The organism is Mycetocola sp. Y442 (assembly GCF_056898615.1).
On sequence record NZ_JBXHBV010000002.1, the window covers coordinates 437,228 to 460,249 of the forward strand.

Below are 23,022 nucleotides of genomic sequence, written 5' to 3' on the forward strand. Positions count from 1 at the left end.
CATGTCACGTTCACAACCGGCTGGAGGTACCAGGTCGCGCCGTGCGGCATCCGTTGCCATCGGCATTCTTGCGCTCAGCATCCCACTCACCGTCGCTACGCCCGCGTGGGGTGCTGAGACGATCCCTTCCGTGATCGCGTCCCACGAGGCGGACAAGCCACCCGTCTCGGCGGGGTCGGCGAACCGGCCCTGGGATGGACCAGCCGTCGCCGTGATCGACAGCGGCGTGAGCGTGCATACCGACCTCAACGTCGCCGCGCAGATCAACTGCACGGGGTCGGGAACGGCGGCGGATGCCAACGGCCATGGAACAGGCGTGTCCGGGTTCATCGGCGCCATCGACGACGACAAGGGGATCGTCGGCGTCGCTCCCGGGGTACCGATCTACTCGATCCGGATTCTCGACGCGAAGAACAGGGGGACGCCAGACATGTTCGTCTGCGCGACCAACTGGCTGAAGGCGAACGCGGCGCGGTACAACATCCGGGTGGCGAACCTCAGCATCGGGTTCCCTGGTTCGGATGACGGCAACTGCGGCCGCACCAACAACGACGTTGCACACCAGGAGATCTGCGACCTTACCGCGGCGGGGATTGTCGTGGTCGCCGGTGCCGGCAACAGCGCAACCGACCTTGCATCGACCATCCCTGCCGCGTACGACGAGGTGCTTGCGGCGACAAACGTCGTTAATTACGACGGCAAGCCCGGCGGCCTCGGCTCACCTCCCTGCTCGGGAGTGACCGCGCCCGACGATAAACCCGCCTCGAAGAGCAACTACGCCGTCTCCACCGCAGACAGGGCGCACACGATAGCGGCCAACGGCACCTGCCCGTATACGACGAAAAAGGGCAACGGATACGACTTCATCCAGTCGGGCACGAGCATGTCGAGCGCAGCGGTGACCGGCGTTGTGCTCAATTGCCTCAGGCCCGGCGGCGCCTGTGTCGGAAAGTCAGTGCCTGAGGTGCGACAGACGGTCATCGCACAGGCGCGGGCCGCCGCGGTCAATCGTGGGCGGGTATTCGCCGGCGATCCGCTGAGCCAGGTGGGCAACAAGTACTTCGGATACTTCGCATCGACAGTGCCCGCCGGATCTGTGCCGACACCCACGCCGACACCCACGCCGACGCCGACACCGACCCCAACCCCGACACCGACTCCAACACCCACGCCGACGCCGACGCCGACACCGAGTCCGACGCCCACGCCGACGCCGGACACGACCAAACCCTCCGTGACCATCACGTCGCCGGCATCCGGTGCGACAGTCTCGGGCACGGTTCTCGTCAGGGCGCAGGCCAGTGACAACGTCCGCGTGACGGGCGTCACCTTCTGGGTCGGTACGGTGCGGGTGGCCACCGGAGTGCAGGTCGCCCCCGGTATCTGGGAAGCCACGATCTCCTCGGGAGCGTACGCCAACGGAAGCTACAAGGCGACCGCGAAGGCAACGGATGCCGCAGGCAATGTCGGTGTCAGCCCGGCCCTGTCCTTCAAGGTGGTGAACTGACGCAGTGCGCCCGCCGGCCCCACGGCATCCGGGACCGTCGCCGACCTCTCGCCACTAAACTGAGGCCGTGGCAAAACTCTACTTCCGGTACGGCGCGATGAACTCGGGCAAAAGCACGGCTCTCCTTCAGGCGGCGTTCAACTACGAAGAGCGCGGCCACCAGGTCCTCCTCGCCAAGCCCGCCGTCGACACCAAGGGCAACAACAACATTGAGAGCCGGCTCGGCGTCGCTCGTCCCGTCGACTTCATCATCGAACCGGATGCTGACGCGTACGCCCTGTTCGCGCTGCACCGGGCGCGCGCGCTGGCCGAGTCGGCCACCGACATTTCCTGCCTGCTCGTCGACGAAGCACAGTTCCTCAGCGACGCACAGGTGGACGATCTCCTCCGCATCGCGCTGCTCGAGGGGATACCGGTGATGGCTTACGGCATCCGTACCGACTTTCTGACCATGGCGTTTCCTGGAAGCCGCCGCCTGCTCGAGGTCGCACACAGCCTCGAGGAGCTCAAGACGATCTGCCGCTGTGGCCGAAAGGCGATCTTCAACGGCCGACGGGTCGGTGACCGGTTCATCTTCTCGGGTGACCAGGTTGCGATCGACGGCGTTGAGGTGGAGTACGAGTCGCTCTGCGGTGCGTGCTACCTGCAGGAGTCCGGCGGAAAGCTCGCGCCGCGCCCGTCACGGTAACGCGCGAGCGGGTTTTCGCGCCACAAAGTGTTCGTGGGCCGTGCACCGGATCAGCGGTGCACGGCCCACGCGTCTGTCTGAGACCGCGGTCGACCGAGAGCTAGACGTGAACGCTCGACGGCGACTGTGCGCCGCTGTTGAACCGCGGCTCCTTGCCCCGAAGCCGACCGATCAGCAGGATCAGGCCGACAATGACCAGGCCAAGCACGAGGCCGGCGATGAAGGAGACGAGGGTGTCGCCGAGCCAGACGACCACGGCGCCGAGGGGTGCGAGGGCATGCTCGATGCCGTGGATGAAGTCACCGATGAGGGGGACGCCAACCTCGCTGAGGTTCTCGAGGATCAGGTGGCCTCCGACCCAGAGCATGGCGACGGTCCCGACGATGCTGATGATGCGGAACACGGCGGGCATCGAGCGGACGATCCGGACACCGGTGTGCCTGACGCGCTTGTCCTGGTTCTTCACCATGCTCAAGCCGATGTCGTCGATCTTCACCAGCAGGGCAACGGCGCCGTAGACGACGGCGGTCATCATGAGCGCGATCACGGCGAGGACGCCGAGGGTCGCCCAGATTCCCATGTCGGGGTCGAGGCTCGCGAGCGAGATCAGCATGATCTCGGTGGAGAGGATCAGGTCGGTGCGCACAGCGCCGCCGACCAGCTTCTTCTCGTCGCGCGCACCCTCGTCGGCATGGCCGTGGTGCAGGCCGAACCACTCGAGCACCTTCTCAGCGCCTTCAAAGCAGAGGTATGCGCCGCCGATGATCAGCAGATACGGCAGGACCCAGGGCGCGAACGCCGTCAGCAGGAGGGCGATCGGGATGATGATGATGAACTTGTTCCGCAGGGACCCAAGCGCGATCTTCCCGACGACCGGCAGCTCTCGCGCTGGCGTGAGTCCCTGCACGTACTGGGGGGTCACGGCGGCGTCATCGATCACAACGCCGGCCGTTTTTGCTGACGCCTTGAGTGCGGCGGTCAGAATGTCATCGACGACGGCGAGCAAGCCTACCGACATGGGTCTCCTTCAAATGGTGGGAGGACAACTCTACCGACCGTTATCCGGCGTTTCCTGCAAGGGCAGGGGGCTCCCGCGCCGCTACCTCTGTGTGATAGCGGCGACAGCGTCGCGCCCGGGCAGAGGAATCGCCGCGGTGTGTCAAGTCCCTGCCGGCGTCCTCTTTCTCGGCGTAACTTTCTTCGGACATTTCACCTTCGAAGGAGACACTTCCATGCCAAGTCGCAACACTGTAGTCCGCAGCATGCACGACATCGGCCTCGCCGCGTGGTTCGGCGGGTCGCTGATGGGGGCCGTCGGCCTCAACGGCGCCACGGCGAAAGCCAGTTCGTCGGCCGAGGGCCTGAGGCTCGCTTCCATCGGCTGGGCGCGTTGGGCTCCCGTCGAGATCGCCGCGATAGTGATGCACGGCATCGGCGGCATCGGTCTCATCGGCGGCAACAAGGAACGCCTCAAGAACCAGGAGGAGAGCCGGACCAACACGGCGGTGAAGCTGGGAATCACGATTGCCGCCGGTGCGGCATCCGTGATCTCCGGGATTCTGGGCGGCATTATCGCGAAGCACGCAGACGAGGGCGCCGAGGGGATCACCGAACCGGCGCCGGAGGCATCCGACAGCCTGCAGACCGCGCAGCGGGTGCAGAAGGTATTGCAGTGGGTGACGCCGGCCCTCACGCTCGTGATGATCGTGCTCGGTGCCCAGCAGGGGGAGCAGCAGCGACCGGTGAAGGGTCTCTACGAGACGACCGCGAGGATGTTCCGGCGCTAGGCGTCGCGGGGCGCTCAGGTCGTCGGGCGTGGCGGCCGACTCATCGCTCGCCACGCCCGGGGCTACCTCGACGTCGAATAAAGCTGGACATTAGATAGGTTAGGCATGCCATACTTAGGCAATGCTTACCACCACGGATGTCCCGGTCGCCGCGTCGGCCCGTGTCGCACCTTCACGGGTGCGGACCAGCGCGACGACGGCGGCGGGTGGCGTCCCGGTGCGCGCGGTGAAGCCGGCCGCGCGCCCGTATGCCGTCACCGTCACCGGCATCGAGGAACTCACGCCAACGTTCCGCCGGGTGACGTTCACCGGGGCGCAACTCCACGAGTTCGGCACTGACGGCCTCGACCAGAGGGTCAAGGTCATGCTGCCTCTCCCCGGGATCGGTTTCACCCCGCTGGACGCGAACAACTGGTACGGCGCCTGGCGCGAACTGCCCGACGAGAAGCGCAACCCGCTCCGTACATACACGGTCCGCGCCGTTCGCCCCGAACTCCGCGAGATCGACATCGACTTCGTCGCGCACGGCGATTCGGGTCCGGCCTCCCGCTGGGTCACTCACGCCCAGCCCGGTGACGAGCTCATCGTCGTCGGCCCCACCGTGCGTACAGACGGACTGGTTTCCGGCGTCGAATGGAAGCCCGGCGACGCCACGAGCGTCCTGCTCGCCGGTGATGAGACCGCCGCGCCCGCCATCTGCTCGATCGTCTCGTCCCTTCCGCGCGACGCCAGAGGTTGTGCCTTCATCGAGGTGCCGACGATTGCGGATGCTCTCCCGATCGACGCCCCCGACGGCATCCACGTGACCTGGCTGGCCCGCGGCGACGCTGCCCACGGCTCGGCACTCGACCCGGCCGTCCGGGCCTGGACCGACAACTTCATTACAGACGGTCATCGGGGCGAACGCCTCGCCGATGTCGACATCGATAACGGGATCCTCTGGGAGGTCCCTGATCCGGCAAGCCACTCCGGTGGACTGTACGCCTGGCTCGCCGGTGAAGCCGGCGTGATCAAGACACTCCGCCGGTTCCTGGTCTCCGAGACCGGACTCGACAGGCACCAGGTCGCCTTCATGGGCTACTGGCGCGTCGGGCGGGCCGAAAGCTAACCACAGCTGACCAGCGCGCAGCGCCCACTCAGCTCCATCAACCCCCCTTTCCTGACGGTCCTGCCGCACGGCATCCGTCTCGATTCCACCCGCATCTTTCGAAAGGAAACACCGATGCGCACCACCCCATTCACGCGAGGCGCAGCCGTTCTCGCAGCGGCAACCGCGAGCGTGCTTGTACTCTCCGGCTGTGCGACAGGCGGAGACGAGAAGAAGGATGCCACTGCATCCGACAGTTCAGCCTTCCCCGTCACGATCGAAAGCGCGCTCGGCGACGCTGTCATCGAAAGCGCACCAGAGAACGTGGTCACCATCGGCTGGGGTTCCGCCGACACTGCGATCGCTCTCGGCACGACACCGGTGGGTGTCGAGGCCGCTACCTGGGGTGGCGACGAGGACCTGTACTTCCCGTGGGTTCGTGAAGCGATCGAGGAAAAGGGCGACGAGCTGCCGGCGACGTTCAACGTCTACCCGGAGATCGACGTCGAGGCAGTGCTCGAACTCGCTCCCGACCTGATTCTCGCGCCGCAGTCCGGCATCTCCGAGGACGAGTTCGCGACGCTCAGTGAGATCGCTCCTGTCGTGGCATACCCGGACGCCGCGTGGCGCACCACCTGGGATGAGCAGATCGAGATCATCGGCAAGGCGCTCGGCAAGAGCGACGAGGCAGCCGACCTCATCACCGGTATCGAAGACGACATCGCCGAGGCCGCCGCTGAGCACCCCGAGTTCGCCGACGTGAGCTTCGCCTACGTCTACACCGCCGAGCCCGGCGCACTCTCGCTCTACCAGGCGGGCGACTCGCGCGTCGACCTCATTTCCGGCCTCGGCCTGACGATGGACGAGACGGTCGCCGAGGTTCCGCTCACGGAGGGCAGCTTCAGCTCCACCGTCGGCCTCGAACGCGCCGACCTGCTCGACAACGTCGACGTGCTCTTCACCTGGTTCAACGACGAGGAGAACCAGAAGCTCATCGAGGCGCAGCCGCTCTTCGCGCAGATTCCCGCTTTCCAGAGCGGTGCATACGTGCCGAGCGTCGACAACCAGCTGGGCATGGCGTCGAGCATGATCACGCCGCTGAGCGTGCCGTGGGCTCTCGACAAGTACATTCCCTTCATTGAGGATGCTGTCACCAAGGTCGCCAAGTAACCTCACGTTGCTCCTGAGATGACCGCGACGGTTGCGCCGACGAGCGCCGGGCTGACCCCCGGCGCTCGTCGGCGTACACCGAAGCTCGCAACCGGGCTGGTCATCGCTCTCGTCGCGCTCGTGCTCATCGCCATGCTGAGCCTCGCCGTCGGCAACAAGTACGTTCCGCTGCCCGACGTCTGGGACGCCCTGTTCGCGCCGGGCGACACCTACGCAGACACCGTCGTCGCCAGCCGGATTCCGCGCACGATCCTCGGCCTGCTCGTCGGCGCCGCTCTCGCGGTTGCCGGCGGTGTGATGCAGGGCCTCACCCGCAACCCGCTTGCGGACCCCGGGCTGTTCGGCGTCAACACCGGTGCCGCAGCGGCCATCGTCACCGCGACTGCTCTCGGTGTGAGCGGTGCGATGAGCGTGTGGATCGCTCTGCCGGGCGCGTTCATCGCCGTCGTCATCGTCTACCTCATCGGCACCGGCCGTGGCCGTGGGACACCGGTACGGCTCGTACTCGCCGGAGTGGTCGTGTCGAGCGTGCTGGCCGCGTACATCCAGGCGGTGTCGCTCAGCCTCCCCCGGGTATTCGACACCTACCGCTTCTGGGTGATCGGCTCGCTCGCCGGTCGCGATCCCGATGTCATTTTGGATGTCCTGCCGTTCATCGTCGTCGGGCTCGTCCTCGCGATCGCACTGTGCGGCTCGCTCAACGCGCTCGCTCTCGGCGATGACACCGCGCGGGCGCTCGGCGCCCACGTCGGGCGGACCCGGCTCCTCGGCGCTGTCGCGACGACGCTGCTGTGCGCGGCGGCGACGGCGGCGGTCGGCCCGATCTCGTTCGTCGGACTCGCCGTGCCGCACATCGTTCGCAGCTTCACGGGGGCCGACCACCGCTGGCTGCTGCCGTACTGCCTCGTCGCCGGCCCAGCGCTGCTGCTCGCCGCCGACATCCTCGGCCGCATCATCGTCAGTCCTGCCGAGTTGATGGTCGGCGTGATTACCGCGTTCGTCGGCGGGCCGATCTTGCTGCTCGCGGTGCGCCGGATGAAGGCCGCCGTATGACCCGGGCGTGGGCGGCCGGTCGCCGCGACACTTCGGCTTCAGGTGACACTTCGGGTGGGTCGCGGGGCGCGGCACCCGCAGCAAGTGTCACTCGAGCCGCCACCCGAGCGGATGCCGCACCCAGCGCCTGCGCGAGCGTCACGGCAAGCGCGACCAGCGCCGCGCGCGGAGCCCGCTCTTCGGGTGACACTTTGTGTGGGTCGCGGGGCGCGGCACCCGCAGCAAGTGTCACTCGAGCCAGCGCTGCGCGCCGGCCCCGGAATTCAGGTGACACTTCGTGTGGGTCGCGGGGCACAACACCCGCAGCAATTGCCACTCGAGCCGTCACCCGAGCGGATGCCGCACCCCGCGCACGTGCCACCGACCCGGCGCGCCCGCACGCGGAGGTGACCGCATGACCGGGGCGTCGCTCACCGGTGAGGCACGGGTCGCGACCCGCAGCACGCCCTTGCCGGCGCTCCGGGTGGGCACCTGGCTGAGCCTCGCGGTGCGGCCGCGCTCTCTCGCGCTTGGCGGCATCCTGATCGTGGCGATTCTCGTCACCGGGCTGCTCACGCTCACCCTTGGCAAACTCGGGATCGCGTTCGGCGACCTCGTGCCGACGCTGCTCGGCGAGGGCGAGCGGCGCGATGAGGTCGTGCTCACCGCATTCCGCGGGCCACGGCTGATCGTCGGCATCGCCGCCGGCGCGGCCCTCGCCGTTTCGGGCGCGCTGTTCCAGACCGTCACGCGCAACCCGCTCGGCAGCCCCGACGTGATCGGACTCACCGCGGGCGCCTCCGCGGGCGCCGCCGCCTTCGGCCTGCTCTGGCAAGGCATCCTGCCGCTGCCCGTCGGCGCCCTCGTCGGTGCCTTCGCCGCGATGGCCCTCGTCTTCTTCGGCACGGGCACCGGCTTCTCCTCACCCTCGAGGATGCTCCTGATCGGCATCGGCGTCTCCGCCATGTCGCTCGCGTTCGTGCAATGGGTGCTCGTCCGTGCCGGCCGTGAGCAGGCGACGGTGCTCGCCACCTACCTCAACGGGAGCCTCGCAGCCCGCGACTGGGACCACGCCGCGACCATCTGGGTCGCCATCGTCGTGCTGATCCCGTGCGCGCTCCTGCTCAGCCGCCGACTGCAGCTGGTCGAGATGGGCGATGAGCAGGCGGATGCCCTCGGCGCACGTTCCACCTCTGCGAGAGCGCTGTCGATCCTGGTCGCCATCGGCCTCGCGACAGCGGCGGTCAGTGTCGCAGGACCGATCTCCTTCATCGCACTGGTCGCTCCGCAGATCGCCAGGCGGCTCAGCCGCAGCGCCGGCCCGAACATTCTCGCGAGCGCGCTCATGGGCGCGTTCCTGCTGAGTCTCGCCGACCTGCTGACGCAGCAGCTGCCCATCCCCGTGACCCTGCCGGTCGGGGTGCTCACGGCGGTTCTCGGCGGTATCTATCTCGGCTACCTCCTGGTGGCACAGTGGCGGAAGGGAACGATCTGATGCGGATGCTGGTGCGTCGTGCTGAGAGAGAATCCGGACAGATTGCAAACGTGGACAAGGGGACAGGCTGATGGCATCCGCTGCACTGATTAACGCGCGGGAGGGCGAAAGCCGACTTGCCGCGCGGAACCTTCGCCTCGCGTACGACAAGCGGGTCGTCGTCGAGGATCTCTCGATCGACCTGCCCGACGGCGGGTTCACGATCATCGTCGGGCCCAACGCCTGTGGAAAGTCGACGCTGCTCAAGGCGCTCGCGAGGACACTGGCTCCGGAGTCAGGCACGGTGTTGCTCGGCGGCAAGCCGATTACCTCGTATCGGAGCAAGGCCGTCGCGCGTGAACTCGCGATGCTGCCGCAGAGCCCGATCGCGCCTGAGGCGATCACCGTGCGCGACCTCGTCGGGCGCGGGCGCTACCCGCACCAGGGGTTGCTTCAGCAGTGGTCGCACGCCGACGAGCGTGCCGTGGCCGATGCGCTCGAATCGACAGGGTGTGCCGACCTGGCGGAGCGCTACGTATCCGAGCTCTCCGGTGGTCAGCGGCAGCGGGTCTGGATCGCGATGGTGCTTGCCCAGCAGGCTGAACTGTTGCTGCTCGATGAGCCGACGACGTTCCTCGACATCGCACACCAGTACGAGGTGCTCGAGCTGTGCGCGGCGCTCCACAGCGAGGGACGCACCCTCGTCGCCGTGCTGCACGATCTGAACCAGGCCGCCCGGTACGCCACCAATCTCGTGGTGATGAAGGACGGCGGCATTGTGGCGTCCGGCGATCCCGGCGAGATCCTGACGGCGGAGCTCGTGCACGACGTGTTCGGTCTCTCCTGTGTCATCATCGCCGACCCGGTGACCGGCACCCCCATGGTGGTGCCACAGGCGGGACGCGCCCAGGCGTAACCCCCGGACCGGTGTCTGCCCGGCCGGTTCCGGTCGCGGTAGTCTGGCTCGGTGAGCGCACCTCGGCGTCGCTCGCGCTCGACGGGGGAGGGGACCGGTGACCGGCATATTCGATGGCGACAGGCCACAGCCTGCACGCGGCGAACCACGGCAGACCCCGCGCGGAGAAGCGCAGCGACCGCTCGCAGGTGACGCGGCGGCATTCGCGCGACCGCTCGAACCCCGGCTTCCGTCGACGCTCGCCACCAGGGAGGCCCGTCGCGCGAACGCCGAACTCAGCCCGACGCGGCCGCACGGAGTGACCGGAAAGAAGCCAAAGCCGGCCAGGCCGGCGAAGGCTCCGAAGCAGGCTCGGCCGGGGAAGGCGTCGAGAGCGTCCGCCGCCGCGGCGTCTCCGAAACCGTCCAGGTCCGAGAAACCGTCGAAGCTCGGGAAAGCGTCGAGGCCCGCTGCCGGGAGCGGGAGCGGAATCGGCACCGGTAAACGGCCCACGGGCAGGAAGAGCCGCGGGCCCGGCCGGTTCGACGGGAACCGCGCGTTGACCGTGAGCGTCGCGAGCCTCGCCGTCCTCTCGCTGATCGTGGTCGGCATCCTGCTGTGGACGAAGAACCAGAACCCGACTCTCGAGCGATCGATGTTCGAGGCATACCAGTCCCAGCAGCGCGAGCTGGATTCGATTGCCGGCGCTGCGGCATCCGATATCGAATCGTTCGCCGAACTCCATGGCGAGGCTTCCGCTCTCAACGCGGCGGCCACAACCGCCCTGACCGCCGTGACGGGATTCGCGGACGAGCCAGCGCGACTCACCGCCGAGACGGCCCGGGTTGCGTTCGAGTCGAGCATCGCAGCCCAGTCGCCGACGCGGCAGGCAGGCGACACCGACACCGATGCCGACGAGGCACTCGACGCCGAATCGAGTGTGGAGGACCTGGCCCGCGGCATCAACACGCTCAACGCCGAGGCCTTGCTTCTCGAGTCAGAGGCCGAGACCGCTGCCACGGCGCTCACGAGCCTCACCACAGCCCGCGACACGTTCGTCGCGGCGATGACCGCCTTCGGTTCGACCATTCCCGAGGCCGCCGACGGCGTCATCGACGCGAATGCGGATGCTGATTCCGCCCTCGCGGATGCCGTCACCACGGCGGTCACCGCATTGACCGCGGCACTGGAAGCCGGGCAACCCGGTGTGGCGGAGCTGCAGGCGTACGCGAACGCGGCGACCGCGCTGCAGGCCGAGCAGGTTCGTCTCGATTCGGAGGCGGTGACCGAGGAGGTGGACCCGGACGCCGAGGTTGATGCCGAACCCACTCCTCGCGTCGCCCCGCGAACGCCGAGCCGCCCCCGGTCGACGACGCCTCCCGTAACTCCGCCGCCCGCAACCGCGCCACCGGTCGACGACTCGACCCCTCCCGCTGACGAGGGTGGGACCGGCGGGGACCCAGCCCCAGACCCAGACCCGAGCGAACCACAAGCCTGACCGGGCAGCATCCCCGCTTATACCACCACCAGCGCAATCAATCAACGGTGCTCGACCGGCGCGATCGAGGAGTAAGCAGGGGTAACAGGCGCAGGTTGGGGGTGGATGTCATGGACCGGTCACGTTCCTCCGCATTCATCGATCTGATGCCTGCTCGCTTCGACGGGTCGCGCGGCATACGTGGTCTGTCCTGGCGGGGTGGCATCCAATTCGGCCAGAGCGGATGAGAAGAACAGGCTGCTCGGCGGAGTGGTTGATGGCGTGATATTCCACCGTTGACTCTCCGCTGGGCGGTAGCGACAGGGCGGCATCCGTTGCGCTTTCGTGTGTATCGCGCCGGGCGTCGTATGGATTCCGTGAGAGTCGACGTCTGCCGCCTCGGCGCGGGCTACTACTGAGTCATGACCACTTTTACCGGCCCGTTAACCGGGCCAATCGAACACCCCGCCGCTGCAGGCGTCGCATGACCCTCACCTCGATTCTCCCGACCCTGCGGCGGTCCATTCCCGACCCGCTGAGGGTCGACGCATGGCCGCAGCACACCAGCGCAACCGTCACCGACCTTACGGTCGCCGGGGTGTCGATGGTCCGCCTCGTCGAACTCTGCCAGACGCCCTGCGTGCACACCGGGGTTGCTGTGCTTCCCGGCACGAACGGTAAGGCCAACCCGAAACGGGATGCCGCCGTGATCGTCGTGCGCGTCACCGCAGTCCTGACGAACTGGGACGCAGAACGCGTTGTGCTTATCGACGCCTGCCTCGATTCGGTCCCCGTCCTGTGGGCGGAGATGCGGCTGATCGGCCGGGTGTCGACCGTGAAGGATGCCTCGGCTGTGGTGCTGGCCGGTGAGGCGCACCAGAGTCCCTGCCTTGGCCGCAGAGTGATCGCACTGCCCGGCGACCTCCGGGAAGGCGACCTGCTCGCTGTGCCGTGCGCTGGCATCCTGACCCGTCGTGACATCCGTCCGGTCGAGGGGGCCGAGGCGGAGTTCGGTGACCGGCCGGACTGGCTGGCGGCGCTGGAATGAGCGGGCGGGCGGCATTGATGGGGCGGGCAGCGTTGACGGGGCGGGCGACGACGGGCTGGGGCGTGGATGGGGACGGGCAGGGGTGACACTCATGCAGAGCATCTCAGCGAGCTGGAGCCTCGCCCGTCGATCGGCCGTGCTCGCGTGCTGGCCCGAGGGCACAGTTCATACCGTGACGGATGTGATCGTCAACAGGTCGTCCCTCGTCCACGCTGCGGCGTGCGCTCCCACTCCGCTCGTGAGGATCGGAGCGGCAGGAGGGTGGGGGCCAGCACCGGGAACGCCGCAACGCTTTGTCACTGTGCTGCTCACACGGGTCGAGCAGTTCGATCTGACCCACGGTAACCGGCGACTCGCGATCCGGGTCGACGCTGACCTCGATCGGTGTCACCCGAACTTCGGGGCAGCTCGCCTGCTCGGCCGAGAGACCGCGGTGCGCCGACGGCGTGTGGCCGTGTATTCCGCTTCGTCTGTCGAACTCGGATGCGTTCGACTTCCGGTCGACCTCGACGTTGGCGACCTGCTCGCCCTGCCGTGTGAGGGCGCATTCCCCCTGAGCGATGCGCGGCATCCCGCATTCTCCACTGACGAGACCTTCTCCAGCGACACGTCAGACGAGGAGCGGCGGCTTCGTCCGGGAGACGAAGATCCTGGCGTGCCTCCCTGCCTGAAGTGATACCGGTCACCGGGGAAACCTGCAGGCCGGCACCGTGGGGGAGCACTGACTACCGGCCTGCAGGTGCGGCCATTACAGCTCGGCGGCCTGCTCAGCGTGGTGGCAGGCGACCGCCCGGTCCGCCCCGTGGGGGAAGACGCGGCGTTCCGGGTATTCGACGCGGCACTCGTCGGTCGCGAGCCAGCAGCGCGGGTTGAACCGGCAGCCGGTGGGCGGGTTGAGTGGCGATGGGGGCTCGCCGCCGAGCACGCGGCGTCGGCCAAGTCGACCGCGTTCGGCCCGATCGACGGTGGGTGAGGCGGAGAGCAGGGCCTGCGTGTACGGGTGCGCCGGGTTGTCGTAGACGGTCGTCGTCTCACCGTTCTCGACGATCCGGCCGAGGTACATGACGGCGACCTGGTCGGCAATGTGCCGCACGACCGAGAGGTCGTGCGCGATGAAGAGTATTGAGACGCCGAGGCGCTTCTGCAGGTCGCGGAGGAGGTTGATCACCTGCGCCTGGACCGAAACGTCGAGGGCAGACACAGGCTCATCGCAGACCAGCACCTCAGGATCGAGGGCGAGTGCCCGGGCGATCCCGATCCGCTGGCGCTGGCCGCCGGAGAACTGGTGCGGGTAGCGACCCATCATCTGCGGCGAGAGACCCACCATTTCGAGCAGCTCTGCCACCCGGGCGCGACGCTCAGCCGCTGTGCCGGTTCGGGTCGCTGCGAGCGGCTCGGCGATGAGATCGGCCACGGTCATTCGCGGGTCGAGCGACGTGTAGGGATCCTGGAAGATCATCTGCACCCCACGGCGCAGGAGACGGCGATCACGGGCCCGGCCGGCGGTGACATCCTCACCGTGGTAGGACAGGGTGCCTGAGTCCGGGCGTTCGAGGCCGACAAGCATGCGGGCGAGGGTTGATTTGCCGCAACCCGATTCGCCGACGATGCCGAGGGTTTCTCCCGCGCGGAGCGTGAGGCTTACCCGGTCGACCGCGGAGACGGTCTTCGGTTTGAGCCTCGACCCGCCGGTGAAGGTGCGGACGAGGTCGCGCGCTTCGAGCACGACCTTCGCTTCGGTGCGGGTGGGGCCGAGTGTGAGCGGTGTGGTCATGAGATGGCTCCGGTGAGGACCTCGTGTGCGCGGTGGCACGCAGCCTGGCGCTCAGGCGCAACGAGCTCGAGTGGGGGGCGTTCCGTCCGGCAGATATCGATGGCGAACTGGCAGCGGGTGTGGAAGGAGCAGCCCGGCGGAACCTGGCCGGGGCTGGGTGGCGAGCCGGGAATTGTCAGCAACTCGCCACCCCGGAGGCTCGCCTGCGGCACAGACCTGAGCAGGGCGCGGGTATACGGGTGGGCCGGGTTGGCCAGGACCGTGTCTGCGTCGCCGCGCTCGACGATGCGGCCGGCGTACATCACGGCCAGGCGGTCGGCCACCTCGGTCACGACTCCGAGGTCGTGGGTGATCAGAAGGATGCCCATGCCTAGTTGTGACCGGAGTCCGTCGAGCAGCTCGAGGATCTGCGCCTGAACCGTGACGTCGAGAGCGGTGGTTGGTTCGTCAGCGATGAGGAACTCGGGTTCGAGCGCGATGGCCATGGCGATGAGGATGCGCTGGCGCATGCCGCCCGAGAACTGGTGCGGGTAGTCGTTCACCCGGTTCTTCGGGTCGGGGATGCCGACGAGCGCCAACAGCTCTGCGGCCTGTGCGAGAGCATCCTTGCGTTTGGCACCGCGGTGAACCCTGAACAGTTCTCCGATCTGGTCACCGATCGACAGCACGGGGTTGAGCGCAGACAGGGCGTCCTGCAGCACGAGGCTCATCCGCTCGCCGCGAAGGCGTCGCTTCGCGTCGTCGCTGAGGGAGAGGAGGTCGGTATCGCCGAGTGCCAGGGCGTTCGCCGTGATCGTCGTGTACTCATCGGTGAGGCCCATGAGGGCGCGCGCGGTGACCGACTTGCCTGAGCCGGACTCGCCGAGGAGCGCGACTACTTCGCCGCGCTTGACGTCGAAGCTCACGTCGCGGACGGCGGGAATCGGAGCTTCGCCACCCGTGAAGGTGACGGATAGCCCTGAGACGCGCATGGCGGGCATGGGCTCGGAGGATCGTTCGGTGTTCACAGAAACATCCTTGCACGCAATTCGCGCCGATATGTTTCAAATTTGTAAACATCCTGCCGAAATTATCTATTTGGTTTGACATGGGCACCGATCATCCGCGAGATTGTGATGTATCGCGCCGCCGAAGGCTGGTGCGCACCGCGCACTGCGGTGACGGAACGACGAAGGAGATCACGCGTGCTTGAACCCGCAGAGCGCTACACCGGCTACAAGGCATATGACTACCTCGAGGCAGGCAAGGACTATCGAGAGTTCGCCTACTCGGAGCAGATCGGGCGGGTTCCCGCCTATGCCGGACTCGACCTCAGCGACGCAGAGGAGGAGCGCACGCGGCGCCTGCTCAGTCAGGAGACCGTCATCTCCCTGCATGACCACGTCCAGGTGTTCCCCGAAGACATGACCCAGCTGCGCGACCACATCCGCCAGGGTCGCGAACCAACGGGCTACGAGGGGCTTTCCCGCTCGGGCCTCACCGCCGTCTTCGACAACGGAATGGACGGCACCTGCTGCATCTCGAGCGACGCAGGCTGGAAGTACCAGGACGTGCTCTTCGACCTCGGTGTGCGCATGGCAGACCTCGCTCACCAGGACTTCGTCATCAAGGGCGAGACCGTGAAGGACATCGAGTACGCGGCAGAGACGGGCCGCATCGCCCACATCTTCGCGCTCGAGGCAGCCACGATGATCGAGAATGAGGTCGACCGGCTCGACGTCCTCTACGGATTCGGTGTTCGCCAGATGGGCATCGCGTACTCCGAGGCCAACACCCTCGGCTCCGGGCTCAAGGAGCGCGGCGACGGTGGACTCACCTACTTCGGCGAGCGCGCCGTCGAGCGGATGAACAAGCTCGGCATCGCCATTGACGTGTCGCACTCGGGTGACCGCACCTCGGTCGACGTGATCAAGGCATCCACGAAGCCCGTCTTCATCACCCACGCGGGAGCCCGCGCGGTCTGGCCCACCAACCGGATGAAGACCGACGAGACGATCGTCGAGTGCGCGAAGCGTGGCGGAGTGATCGGCCTCGAGGCCGCACCGCACACGACCCTGTCGCCGAAGCACCCCCGTCACTCGCTCGAGTCCGTGATGGACCACTTCGAGTACTGCGTCGACCTGGTTGGCCTCGAGCACGTCAGCTTCGGCCCCGACACCCTCTTCGGTGACCACGTCGGGCTGCACGACGCCTTCAGCTCAAACCTCTCACTCGGCCAGGCCCACGGCACCGTCGAGTACGAAAAGGTCGAGTACGTCGACGGCCTCGAGAACCCCGCAGAGGAGTTCTTCAACATCATTGGCTGGCTCGTGAAGCACGGCTATTCCGACGACGAAATCCGCGCCGTTGTCGGCGGAAACACCCTGCGCGTCCTGAAAGAGGTATGGGTTTAATGTTACGGAAACGACTCGCAGCGGTAGGCATAGTCCTCACCGCCGGGCTCGCACTCAGCGCCTGCGCTCCGAGTGCCCCCGCCGAAACCGAAGCGACGGCCGGCAGCGAAACGCTGACCATCGCGACGACCACTGACGTGGTGAATTTCAATCCGGTCATCGGCAACAGCCGGAGCGACCGCTGGATCACCAGTCTCATGTACCCGAACCTGCTGTCGATCGCGAACGACGGCTCCAAGGAAGCCCACGTCGCGACGGACTGGGGCTACGTCGACGACATGACAGGCTTCTACGAGATTCGTGATGACCTTGAGTGGAGCGACGGCGAGAAGCTCACGGCAGAAGACGTCGCCTGGACTATGAACGCGGTCAAGAAGGACCAGCCGTCAGGCACCTTCTATGGGCAGCTCGCGAACTTCGAGTCGGCCGAAGCGGTGTCAGACACCCGTGTCGAGATCGCCCTCGCGACGAGCGATTCCTCGATCGTTGACGAGATCGGATTCTGGGGCAACGTCCTGCCGAAGCACATCTTCGAGAAGGCGGATTCCGTCGCGAACTTCCCGAACGACGGATCGGACGGCGGCTGGGTCAGCGCAGGGCCGTACGTCCTCACCGACGTTCAGGTCGGCCAGAGCTACACGATGGAACGCGTGGAGGACTACCCACTCGTCGACGGTGGAACACCGTTCGCGGCGAAGGTCGTGTACCGGGTGTTCCCCGACGTGAACACCGAGATCCTCGCGCTGCAGAGCGGCGAGGTCGATGTGATCGCGAACGCACTGCCGCCAGCGCAGGTCGAGACGCTCCGAAACACCCCGGGCATTGAGGTCGCTGAGTCTGTCGGTCTCGGCTACGCGCACATGACGTACAACATGACCAAGCCGGACCTGGCCAAGCTCGAGGTGCGCCAGGCGCTTGCCCACGCTGTCGATTACGAGACCATCCGTGAAGTCGTTCTTCAGGGCCAGGCAGTGTCGACGGGGTCAAGCCCGCTCATGCCCGTGCTCGAGAAGTACTACGACGAGTCGATCGAAGAGTACGAGTTCGACACCGACCTGTCACGGTCGCTGATGGAGAAGGCCGGATACACGGCAGGGGCCGACGGTATGTTCCCCGTCAGCTTCCGTCTCATCTACTCGCTCCAGGACTCGGTGACGAGCCAGTGGGCGACACTCGTGAAGGACAGTGCCGCTGAGGCCGGAATCACCATCGAGCTGCAGGGCACGGAGCGCAACACCTACCTGGCTCAGACGGACGCCGGTGACTTCGACATCTACGCGGGCAACTTCGCCATCATGGACGACCCGGTCACCAACATGGCCCTGTCGTACCTGCCCGACGGAGCGATCAACTACACCTACGTCGATGACCCCGAGCTGAACGAGACCATCATGGCCGCGATGGGAACCACCGATGAGGACACCAAGATCGACCTCATGCGGGATGCCGCGGCGATCGTGAACGAGAACGTGTACGACAACATCATGTACACGCAGAACCTCTACTTCGCCCACAGCGACAAGTGGACGGGCTTCGAGAGCAAACCAAGTGAGCTGCTCTCGATCGTCCATCCCGTGTCGGTCGCAAGCGCCCACCTCAAGTAGAAAGAAAAGGGCCGCGCGTGTCTCTCTCTTCATTCATTGTTCGTCGCCTCGGGCGGGGAATACTCACGATCTGGTTCGCCGTGACCGTGACGTTCCTCCTGCTGCGCCTGCTTCCCGGTGACCCGGCGCTCGCGGTGGCGAGCCCGAACATGACGGAAGAGGCCCGCGCGGCCCTGCTCGTCCAGTACGGCCTTGATCAGCCACTCTTCGTCCAGTACGGGCTGTATCTCTGGCAACTGGTCCAGGGCAACCTCGGTGTATCTTTCACACAGTCAATCCCCGTGCTTGACGTGCTGATGCAGCGGTTGCCCTGGACCCTCCTCCTCACCGGAACTGCCCTCGTCTTCACGGTGATCGTCGGCGTCCCGCTCGGCGTTCTCGCAGCGGCCAAACGAGGCAGGTTCGCAGACCGACTGGTACAGGTCATCGGGGTCACCGGCCAGTCCCTCTTTGTGCCGAGCGTCGGCGTTCTGCTCCTCTACACCTTCGGTCTCGTGCTCGGCTGGTTCCCGATCGGTGGCGCGTACACGAACGGTACATACGGTGGCGAGTGGTACCTCAGCGTGCTCAGCCACCTGGTGCTTCCCGCCGTCTCGCTCGTTCTCATCCAGCTCGGCTCCTACGTGCTGACCATGCGCTCGACCCTGATCGAAGCCCTCGGCGAGGATTACACCACCCTCGCCCAGGCCAATGGCGTTCCGCCGCGGAGGGTGCTGTGGAAGCACGCCCTTCGCAACGCGCTCCTGCCGACGACCACCCTCATCGGCCTTCAGCTCGGGTTCCTCGTCGGCGGCGCGGTGCTCACCGAGACCGTCTTCGCATACCCAGGCATCGGCCGTGGCATCTTCGAGGCGGTCACCCAACTCGACTTCCCGGTGCTCCAGGGTGCCTTCCTGATGCTGGCGGTCACCGTCGTCGTCATCAACATGATCACCGACATCGTCTACGGACTCCTCGACCCCCGGGTGAAAACAGCATGAGCATAGACAAAGCCGTTGGCGTCCCGATCCCCGACGTCGGCTCCGAACCCGTTGCAACCGAATCCGGCCGCGCCGGTGCTGCCACCTGGCGGGCGTTCCGCAAGGAACCGCTCGGCATCATCGCCGCCGTGGTCATGCTCGTGCTGCTTTTCGTCGCCGTTGCTGCGCCTCTCCTCGCCCCATACCCCGCCAGCTACGGCACCGCGGTGCTCAAGCCGCCGAGCGCCGAGAACTGGTTCGGCACCGACCCGCTCGGGCGGGACGTCTTCGGCGAGGTGATCTGGGGTACGCAGCAGAGCCTGCTCGTCGCCGTCGCCGCGAGCGTTATCGCGATCGCCGTCGGAACGCTCGTCGCCGTCATCGGCGCGTACTTCCGTCGCCTCGACGGTGCGATCAGCGTCTTCGTCGACCTGATGCTCTCGCTGCCGGTGCTGCCCCTGATGATCCTCATCGCCGCGCTGGTCGGGCCGAGCACGACCACGATCATCCTCGTGGTCGCCGCGTTCAGCTGGCCGGAGGTCACGAGGCTCGTACGCTCGCAGGCACTGACCGTCGTGAACCTGCCGTACATCGACGCGGCCCGGCTCATGACGACCTCGCCGGTCTGGATCATCACGAAACACGTGATCCCCGCCGTGACGCCGGTCATCGTCGTCTCGGTCGTTGTTACGGCGTCACGCGCCGTCCTCTCCGCGGCAGGCCTCGCCTTCCTCGGCCTCGGCGACCCGACCACCTGGTCGTGGGGCCGGATCCTCTACGAAGCACAGCAGTCCGGTGCGATGTCGAGTGCGTGGTGGCTCACCCTCTTCCCCTCGATCGCCATTTTCGCGCTCGTGCTCTCCGCGACGCTGCTCTCAATCGCGTACAACGACGCCCGCAACCCCAAGTCGCGGCGCAGGTAAGGAAACCATGACGGAACCCTCTCTCGGACTCTTCTCGCAACGGCTCGACGCGAGCTTCTTCGACGCGGTGCAGTCCGATGTGATCGGACGGATGCGTGACGCAGGGCTCGATGCGATCTTCACCGTCGATCCCGAAGACGTCGCCTACCTGACCGGCTTCTTCCACCACCCATGCGAGCGGCCCGTAGCGGTCTGGCTCGAAGCGACGGGGCGGTGCCTGCTGCTGGTTCCCGTGCTCGAACGCGACCACGCCGAGTCACAGAACGCCCACGCAGACATCGTTGACTATGCCGAGTTTCCGGGGCTGGAGAGCCCGTATGCGGTGCTCGCACGTGTGATCGATCCCGCTGTGCGCCGGGCAGGGCACTCGACGACGATCTCGTACGAACGCCTGGCGGCAGCAACCGAAACGCTTGAGGACGTCACCCTGATCCCCACTGGCCTCATCATGGAGGCAAGGTACATCAAGCATCCGGGCGAGGTCGCGCTCCATCAGGAGGCGGCACGCATCACGGATGCCATGATCGTCGCCGGGGTCGAACTCATCACCGGTGCCATTGCCGACGGCTCTGAGCTGCCGAGCGAGGCAGAACTCGCTGCCCACGTCGGCAGTGTCGGGACGGGCATGATGTACGCCCAGCACCGCGATGTCGTCGTCGTGTCGTTCATGGCTGGCGGCCTGGTCTATGCCGGTGCGAACAGCTCGCTTCCGCACGGCCTTCCGTCGAGCTACCGGCTGTCGAAGGGTGACACCTTCATGCTGTCGCTGGGCTGCGCCGTCGGCGGGAGGTTCGTCGAGGGTGAGCGCACCTTTGTGCTTGGCGAACCGACGCCGGAGCAGCGCCTGTTTCACGACACCATCCGCGATGCACAGCAGAGGGGGCTGGACACCATCCGTCCCGGTGTCGAGTGCCGCGAGGCCAACGCGGCCTGCCTCGACGTGATCCGCGAGGCCGGGTTCGGCGATTTCATCCTGCACCGTCAGGGACACGGCATCGGGCTCGGCATGCACGAGGCGCCGTGGCTCGAAGCCGGCGACGCCACCGTGCTCCGCGAGGGCATGGTCGTCTCCAACGAACCGGGCATCTACGTCCCGGGCCACGCCGGTTACCGCATCAGTGACAGCATGCTCGTCACAGCTGACGGGGCCAGGTCCCTCACCAGTTATCCGCGGAGTCTCGCGGACTGCACGATCCCGATCTAGCCGCCCAACGGCATCCGTTCGATTATGTATAGAGAGAGAAGACGCCCATGAGTAACGAGACAGTATCGCCCGAGTTCGCCAGGGCAACGACCGAAGCCGAGATGGTGGAGATCAACGGCAACAAGCTCGCCGTCGAGGTCCTTGGCCCCGAGGGTGCACCGGTGATCATCACCCACCACGGCGCACCCGGGCTGGGCTCGCGCGCTGAGCCTCGCGCGAGTTTCGGACGGCTTGCCGACGAATACCGGGTTGTCGTTTTCGATGCACGCGGGTCAGGCCAGAGCGAGGGTGCTGGTCCGTACACGCACGAGCAGTGGGCCGCAGACATCGAAGGACTGCGCGAGTGGATCGGCGCGGAGAAGATCGTCATGGCCGGCGGCTCGTACGGTGGCTTCATGGCGATGGAGTACGCGATCCGATACCCGGACAGGGTCTCAGCGCTCGTCTTGCGTGACACTGCCGCCGACAACAGCCACAGCGAGCTTGCGCGCGAAAACGCGCTCGCCACCGATCGAGTGACGATCGACATGGAGAAGTTCGACCGCATTGACTTTGGCCAGGTCCGCGACAACGACGACCTCCGTGACTGCTGGCGCGAAATCCTGCCGCTGTACGACTTCGACTACGACCCCGCGGCAGTCGAGCGCAAGGTCGAGGCGACCCCGTACCGGTTCGAGGCGCACAACTTCGCCTTTGCCCATAACCTGCCCGGATGGGACATCAAGCCGGACCTGGTAAAAATCACGGCGCCGACACTGATCACCGTTGGCCGCACTGACTGGATTACGCCAGTATCGTGTAGCGAGACCATTGACAATCTGATTCCCGACTCCACGCTTGTAATCTTCGAGAAGTCGGGCCATTCGCCCCAGATCGAGGAAGCAGAAGCATGGACGACGCACGTGCGGAACTTCCTGCACCGAGTCTTTCCGGCGACGGGAACGCCGACAACAGCCTCGTGAGCGTCAAGCTGCTCGATGAACTGAGCGATCTCGACCGGCGCATCATCGTTGCACTCCAGCACGACGGCCGCGCGAGCTGGCGTGCCATCGCTGAGATGGTCGACGGAACAGTGCCGACCGTGACCCGGAGGGGGCAGCACTTGCTCTCCTCCGGGGTGGTGAAGATCGTCGTGATGCCCACTCTCGGCAGCAGCGGCGCCGTTGACTCCTTCCTGGTGCGCATCAACTGCGCGCCTGGCACCCAGTTGCAGGTGGCAGAGGAACTGGCCGGCAACCGCGACGTGCGGTTCCTGACCATCGTCACCGGTGGGTACGACGTCATTGCTGAACTCGTCGTTCACGGTGGCGCCGCCCATTACCCACAGCTCATTCAGCAGCTGCAGTCCATCCGCGGCGTCGAGCGCTGGCGAAGCGACCTCATCATGCACGTCTACAAGGTGAGCTTCGATTGGAGCCGCCAGCTGTTCGACCGCACCATGCACCTTCCCGCCCAGCCGATTGAGACTCACGCTGCAGGGATAGGCAAGGGGTGCGCGCCCGACCACTTCGACGACCAGGACCGCAAGATCCTCGACTTCCTCAAACAGGACGGACGGATGGCGTTCAAGTCGGTTGCCGACGGTCTCGGGATGAACGAGTCGAGTGTGCGGCGTCGCTTCGAGCGTCTCCGGCAGAACGGGTGCGTCGACACGCTGGCGCTCGTCCCCGCATCCGCTCTGGGGATGGGGGCTGAAACCCTGCTCACCGTCGACGTTGACCCCGAGCGGCTCGAGTCGGTGGCACAGGAACTCGCGACCTACCCTGCGGTGCGCTACGTGGCGGCGACCCTTGACCGTAATTCGTTGTTCTGCGAGATCATCACCGCGTCGACCGATGATCTGCACCGCTTTATGACGTCGACGGTGTCGCCACTCGTCGGTGTGCGTGGCTGGACCGCGGCGATGGAGTTGCTCGTGCTCAAGCGCGGGTTCGTGGAGACGCCGTGGTGGCGCGCGCAGGTCGGAAAGCCGCAGGTGTAGGGCCGCGCATTCAGGGCCG

21 protein-coding genes are annotated in these 23,022 nt (G+C 66.4%); 18 read left to right on the forward strand and 3 right to left on the reverse strand.

Features of this window, described 5'->3' with window-relative positions; genetic code table 11:
- Nucleotide 1 precedes the first annotated feature (1 nt).
- Nucleotides 2–1,507, forward strand: coding sequence for an Ig-like domain-containing protein (locus AC1X6S_RS08700; protein WP_483405354.1), 1,506 nt, complete (start codon nucleotides 2–4; stop codon nucleotides 1,505–1,507).
- A gap of 67 nt (nucleotides 1,508–1,574) precedes the next feature.
- Nucleotides 1,575–2,195 carry a thymidine kinase gene (locus AC1X6S_RS08705; protein WP_483405355.1) on the forward strand — a complete coding sequence of 207 codons (621 nt, stop codon included), beginning with the start codon at nucleotides 1,575–1,577 and terminating at the stop codon, nucleotides 2,193–2,195.
- Between the two features lie 100 nt (nucleotides 2,196–2,295).
- Here AC1X6S_RS08705 and AC1X6S_RS08710 read toward each other — a convergent pair whose 3' ends face one another.
- Nucleotides 2,296–3,213: a DUF808 domain-containing protein gene (locus AC1X6S_RS08710; RefSeq protein ID WP_483405356.1), complete on the reverse strand. Its 918-nt coding sequence runs from the start codon at nucleotides 3,211–3,213 to the stop codon at nucleotides 2,296–2,298.
- A 214-nt stretch (nucleotides 3,214–3,427) separates the two neighbouring features.
- Here AC1X6S_RS08710 and AC1X6S_RS08715 point away from each other — a divergent pair, with 214 nt between their 5' ends.
- The 9 genes from AC1X6S_RS08715 (at nucleotide 3,428) to AC1X6S_RS08755 (ending at nucleotide 12,841) form a co-directional block, all read left to right on the forward strand.
- Nucleotides 3,428–3,982, forward strand: a complete 555-nt coding sequence (locus AC1X6S_RS08715) for a hypothetical protein (RefSeq protein ID WP_483405357.1) — start codon at nucleotides 3,428–3,430, stop codon at nucleotides 3,980–3,982.
- Between the two features lie 121 nt (nucleotides 3,983–4,103).
- A complete protein-coding gene (locus tag AC1X6S_RS08720; protein WP_483405358.1) occupies nucleotides 4,104–5,090 on the forward strand; it encodes a siderophore-interacting protein in 987 nt (328 codons plus the stop codon).
- 114 nt (nucleotides 5,091–5,204) lie between these two features.
- Nucleotides 5,205–6,239: an iron-siderophore ABC transporter substrate-binding protein gene (locus AC1X6S_RS08725; RefSeq protein WP_483405359.1), complete on the forward strand. Its 1,035-nt coding sequence runs from the start codon at nucleotides 5,205–5,207 to the stop codon at nucleotides 6,237–6,239.
- 18 nt (nucleotides 6,240–6,257) lie between these two features.
- Nucleotides 6,258–7,292, forward strand: a complete 1,035-nt coding sequence (locus AC1X6S_RS08730; RefSeq protein WP_483405360.1) for a FecCD family ABC transporter permease — start codon at nucleotides 6,258–6,260, stop codon at nucleotides 7,290–7,292.
- Nucleotides 7,293–7,686: 394 nt separating this feature from the next.
- The gene (locus AC1X6S_RS08735) at nucleotides 7,687–8,766 is read left to right on the forward strand and encodes a FecCD family ABC transporter permease (protein WP_483405361.1); all 1,080 of its coding nucleotides are present in this window, start codon (nucleotides 7,687–7,689) and stop codon (nucleotides 8,764–8,766) included.
- Between the two features lie 70 nt (nucleotides 8,767–8,836).
- Entirely contained in the window at nucleotides 8,837–9,661 is an 825-nt protein-coding gene (locus AC1X6S_RS08740; RefSeq protein WP_483405362.1) for an ABC transporter ATP-binding protein, read from the forward strand.
- Between the two features lie 97 nt (nucleotides 9,662–9,758).
- Complete coding sequence (locus tag AC1X6S_RS08745; protein WP_483405363.1) at nucleotides 9,759–11,138, forward strand: hypothetical protein; 1,380 nt, start codon at nucleotides 9,759–9,761, stop codon at nucleotides 11,136–11,138.
- A gap of 463 nt (nucleotides 11,139–11,601) precedes the next feature.
- Nucleotides 11,602–12,165: a hypothetical protein gene (locus AC1X6S_RS08750; RefSeq protein WP_483405364.1), complete on the forward strand. Its 564-nt coding sequence runs from the start codon at nucleotides 11,602–11,604 to the stop codon at nucleotides 12,163–12,165.
- A 91-nt stretch (nucleotides 12,166–12,256) separates the two neighbouring features.
- Nucleotides 12,257–12,841: a hypothetical protein gene (locus AC1X6S_RS08755; RefSeq protein ID WP_483405365.1), complete on the forward strand. Its 585-nt coding sequence runs from the start codon at nucleotides 12,257–12,259 to the stop codon at nucleotides 12,839–12,841.
- Between the two features lie 72 nt (nucleotides 12,842–12,913).
- Here AC1X6S_RS08755 and AC1X6S_RS08760 read toward each other — a convergent pair whose 3' ends face one another.
- Together AC1X6S_RS08760 and AC1X6S_RS08765 are read right to left on the reverse strand one after the other, a co-directional pair.
- Nucleotides 12,914–13,939: an ABC transporter ATP-binding protein gene (locus AC1X6S_RS08760; protein WP_483405366.1), complete on the reverse strand. Its 1,026-nt coding sequence runs from the start codon at nucleotides 13,937–13,939 to the stop codon at nucleotides 12,914–12,916.
- Complete coding sequence (locus AC1X6S_RS08765) at nucleotides 13,936–14,946, reverse strand: ABC transporter ATP-binding protein (RefSeq protein WP_483405367.1); 1,011 nt, start codon at nucleotides 14,944–14,946, stop codon at nucleotides 13,936–13,938. The genes AC1X6S_RS08760 and AC1X6S_RS08765 overlap by 4 nt, the downstream gene beginning before the upstream one ends.
- Before the next feature lie 177 nt (nucleotides 14,947–15,123).
- Here AC1X6S_RS08765 and AC1X6S_RS08770 point away from each other — a divergent pair, with 177 nt between their 5' ends.
- Genes AC1X6S_RS08770 through AC1X6S_RS08800 form a run of 7 tightly spaced genes read left to right on the forward strand, consistent with a single transcriptional unit; the run spans nucleotide 15,124 to nucleotide 23,003 of the window.
- Nucleotides 15,124–16,332, forward strand: a complete 1,209-nt coding sequence (locus tag AC1X6S_RS08770; protein ID WP_483405368.1) for a dipeptidase — start codon at nucleotides 15,124–15,126, stop codon at nucleotides 16,330–16,332.
- Nucleotides 16,332–17,936, forward strand: coding sequence for an ABC transporter substrate-binding protein (locus AC1X6S_RS08775; RefSeq protein ID WP_483405369.1), 1,605 nt, complete (start codon nucleotides 16,332–16,334; stop codon nucleotides 17,934–17,936). The genes AC1X6S_RS08770 and AC1X6S_RS08775 overlap by 1 nt, the downstream gene beginning before the upstream one ends.
- A gap of 17 nt (nucleotides 17,937–17,953) precedes the next feature.
- Nucleotides 17,954–18,916 carry an ABC transporter permease gene (locus tag AC1X6S_RS08780; RefSeq protein WP_108962439.1) on the forward strand — a complete coding sequence of 321 codons (963 nt, stop codon included), beginning with the start codon at nucleotides 17,954–17,956 and terminating at the stop codon, nucleotides 18,914–18,916.
- Complete coding sequence (locus tag AC1X6S_RS08785) at nucleotides 18,913–19,818, forward strand: ABC transporter permease (protein WP_483405370.1); 906 nt, start codon at nucleotides 18,913–18,915, stop codon at nucleotides 19,816–19,818. The genes AC1X6S_RS08780 and AC1X6S_RS08785 overlap by 4 nt, the downstream gene beginning before the upstream one ends.
- Before the next feature lie 7 nt (nucleotides 19,819–19,825).
- Nucleotides 19,826–21,022 carry a M24 family metallopeptidase gene (locus AC1X6S_RS08790; RefSeq protein WP_483405371.1) on the forward strand — a complete coding sequence of 399 codons (1,197 nt, stop codon included), beginning with the start codon at nucleotides 19,826–19,828 and terminating at the stop codon, nucleotides 21,020–21,022.
- 47 nt (nucleotides 21,023–21,069) lie between these two features.
- Nucleotides 21,070–21,984 (forward strand): alpha/beta fold hydrolase, encoded by a 915-nt coding sequence (locus tag AC1X6S_RS08795; RefSeq protein WP_108962442.1) that lies wholly within the window; start codon nucleotides 21,070–21,072, stop codon nucleotides 21,982–21,984.
- A complete protein-coding gene (locus tag AC1X6S_RS08800) occupies nucleotides 21,912–23,003 on the forward strand; it encodes an Lrp/AsnC family transcriptional regulator (protein ID WP_483405372.1) in 1,092 nt (363 codons plus the stop codon). The genes AC1X6S_RS08795 and AC1X6S_RS08800 overlap by 73 nt, the downstream gene beginning before the upstream one ends.
- The last annotated feature ends 19 nt before the right edge of the window (nucleotides 23,004–23,022 follow it).

Bases quoted from the DNA above. Each gene is read 5' to 3' on its own strand.
- AC1X6S_RS08715 (WP_483405357.1), top strand. From the start codon at position 3,428: ATGCCAAGTCGCAACACTGTAGTCCGCAGCATGCACGACATCGGCCTC.
- AC1X6S_RS08735 (WP_483405361.1), top strand. From the start codon at position 7,687: ATGACCGGGGCGTCGCTCACCGGTGAGGCACGGGTCGCGACCCGCAGC.
- AC1X6S_RS08725 (WP_483405359.1), top strand. From the start codon at position 5,205: ATGCGCACCACCCCATTCACGCGAGGCGCAGCCGTTCTCGCAGCGGCA.
- AC1X6S_RS08750 (WP_483405364.1), top strand. From the start codon at position 11,602: ATGACCCTCACCTCGATTCTCCCGACCCTGCGGCGGTCCATTCCCGAC.
- AC1X6S_RS08710 (WP_483405356.1), bottom strand. From the start codon at position 3,213: ATGTCGGTAGGCTTGCTCGCCGTCGTCGATGACATTCTGACCGCCGCA.
- AC1X6S_RS08785 (WP_483405370.1), top strand. From the start codon at position 18,913: ATGAGCATAGACAAAGCCGTTGGCGTCCCGATCCCCGACGTCGGCTCC.
- AC1X6S_RS08700 (WP_483405354.1), top strand. From the start codon at position 2: ATGTCACGTTCACAACCGGCTGGAGGTACCAGGTCGCGCCGTGCGGCA.
- AC1X6S_RS08775 (WP_483405369.1), top strand. From the start codon at position 16,332: ATGTTACGGAAACGACTCGCAGCGGTAGGCATAGTCCTCACCGCCGGG.
- AC1X6S_RS08795 (WP_108962442.1), top strand. From the start codon at position 21,070: ATGAGTAACGAGACAGTATCGCCCGAGTTCGCCAGGGCAACGACCGAA.
- AC1X6S_RS08740 (WP_483405362.1), top strand. From the start codon at position 8,837: ATGGCATCCGCTGCACTGATTAACGCGCGGGAGGGCGAAAGCCGACTT.
- AC1X6S_RS08800 (WP_483405372.1), top strand. From the start codon at position 21,912: ATGGACGACGCACGTGCGGAACTTCCTGCACCGAGTCTTTCCGGCGAC.
- AC1X6S_RS08730 (WP_483405360.1), top strand. From the start codon at position 6,258: ATGACCGCGACGGTTGCGCCGACGAGCGCCGGGCTGACCCCCGGCGCT.
- AC1X6S_RS08760 (WP_483405366.1), bottom strand. From the start codon at position 13,939: ATGACCACACCGCTCACACTCGGCCCCACCCGCACCGAAGCGAAGGTC.
- AC1X6S_RS08790 (WP_483405371.1), top strand. From the start codon at position 19,826: ATGACGGAACCCTCTCTCGGACTCTTCTCGCAACGGCTCGACGCGAGC.
- AC1X6S_RS08755 (WP_483405365.1), top strand. From the start codon at position 12,257: ATGCAGAGCATCTCAGCGAGCTGGAGCCTCGCCCGTCGATCGGCCGTG.
- AC1X6S_RS08720 (WP_483405358.1), top strand. From the start codon at position 4,104: ATGCTTACCACCACGGATGTCCCGGTCGCCGCGTCGGCCCGTGTCGCA.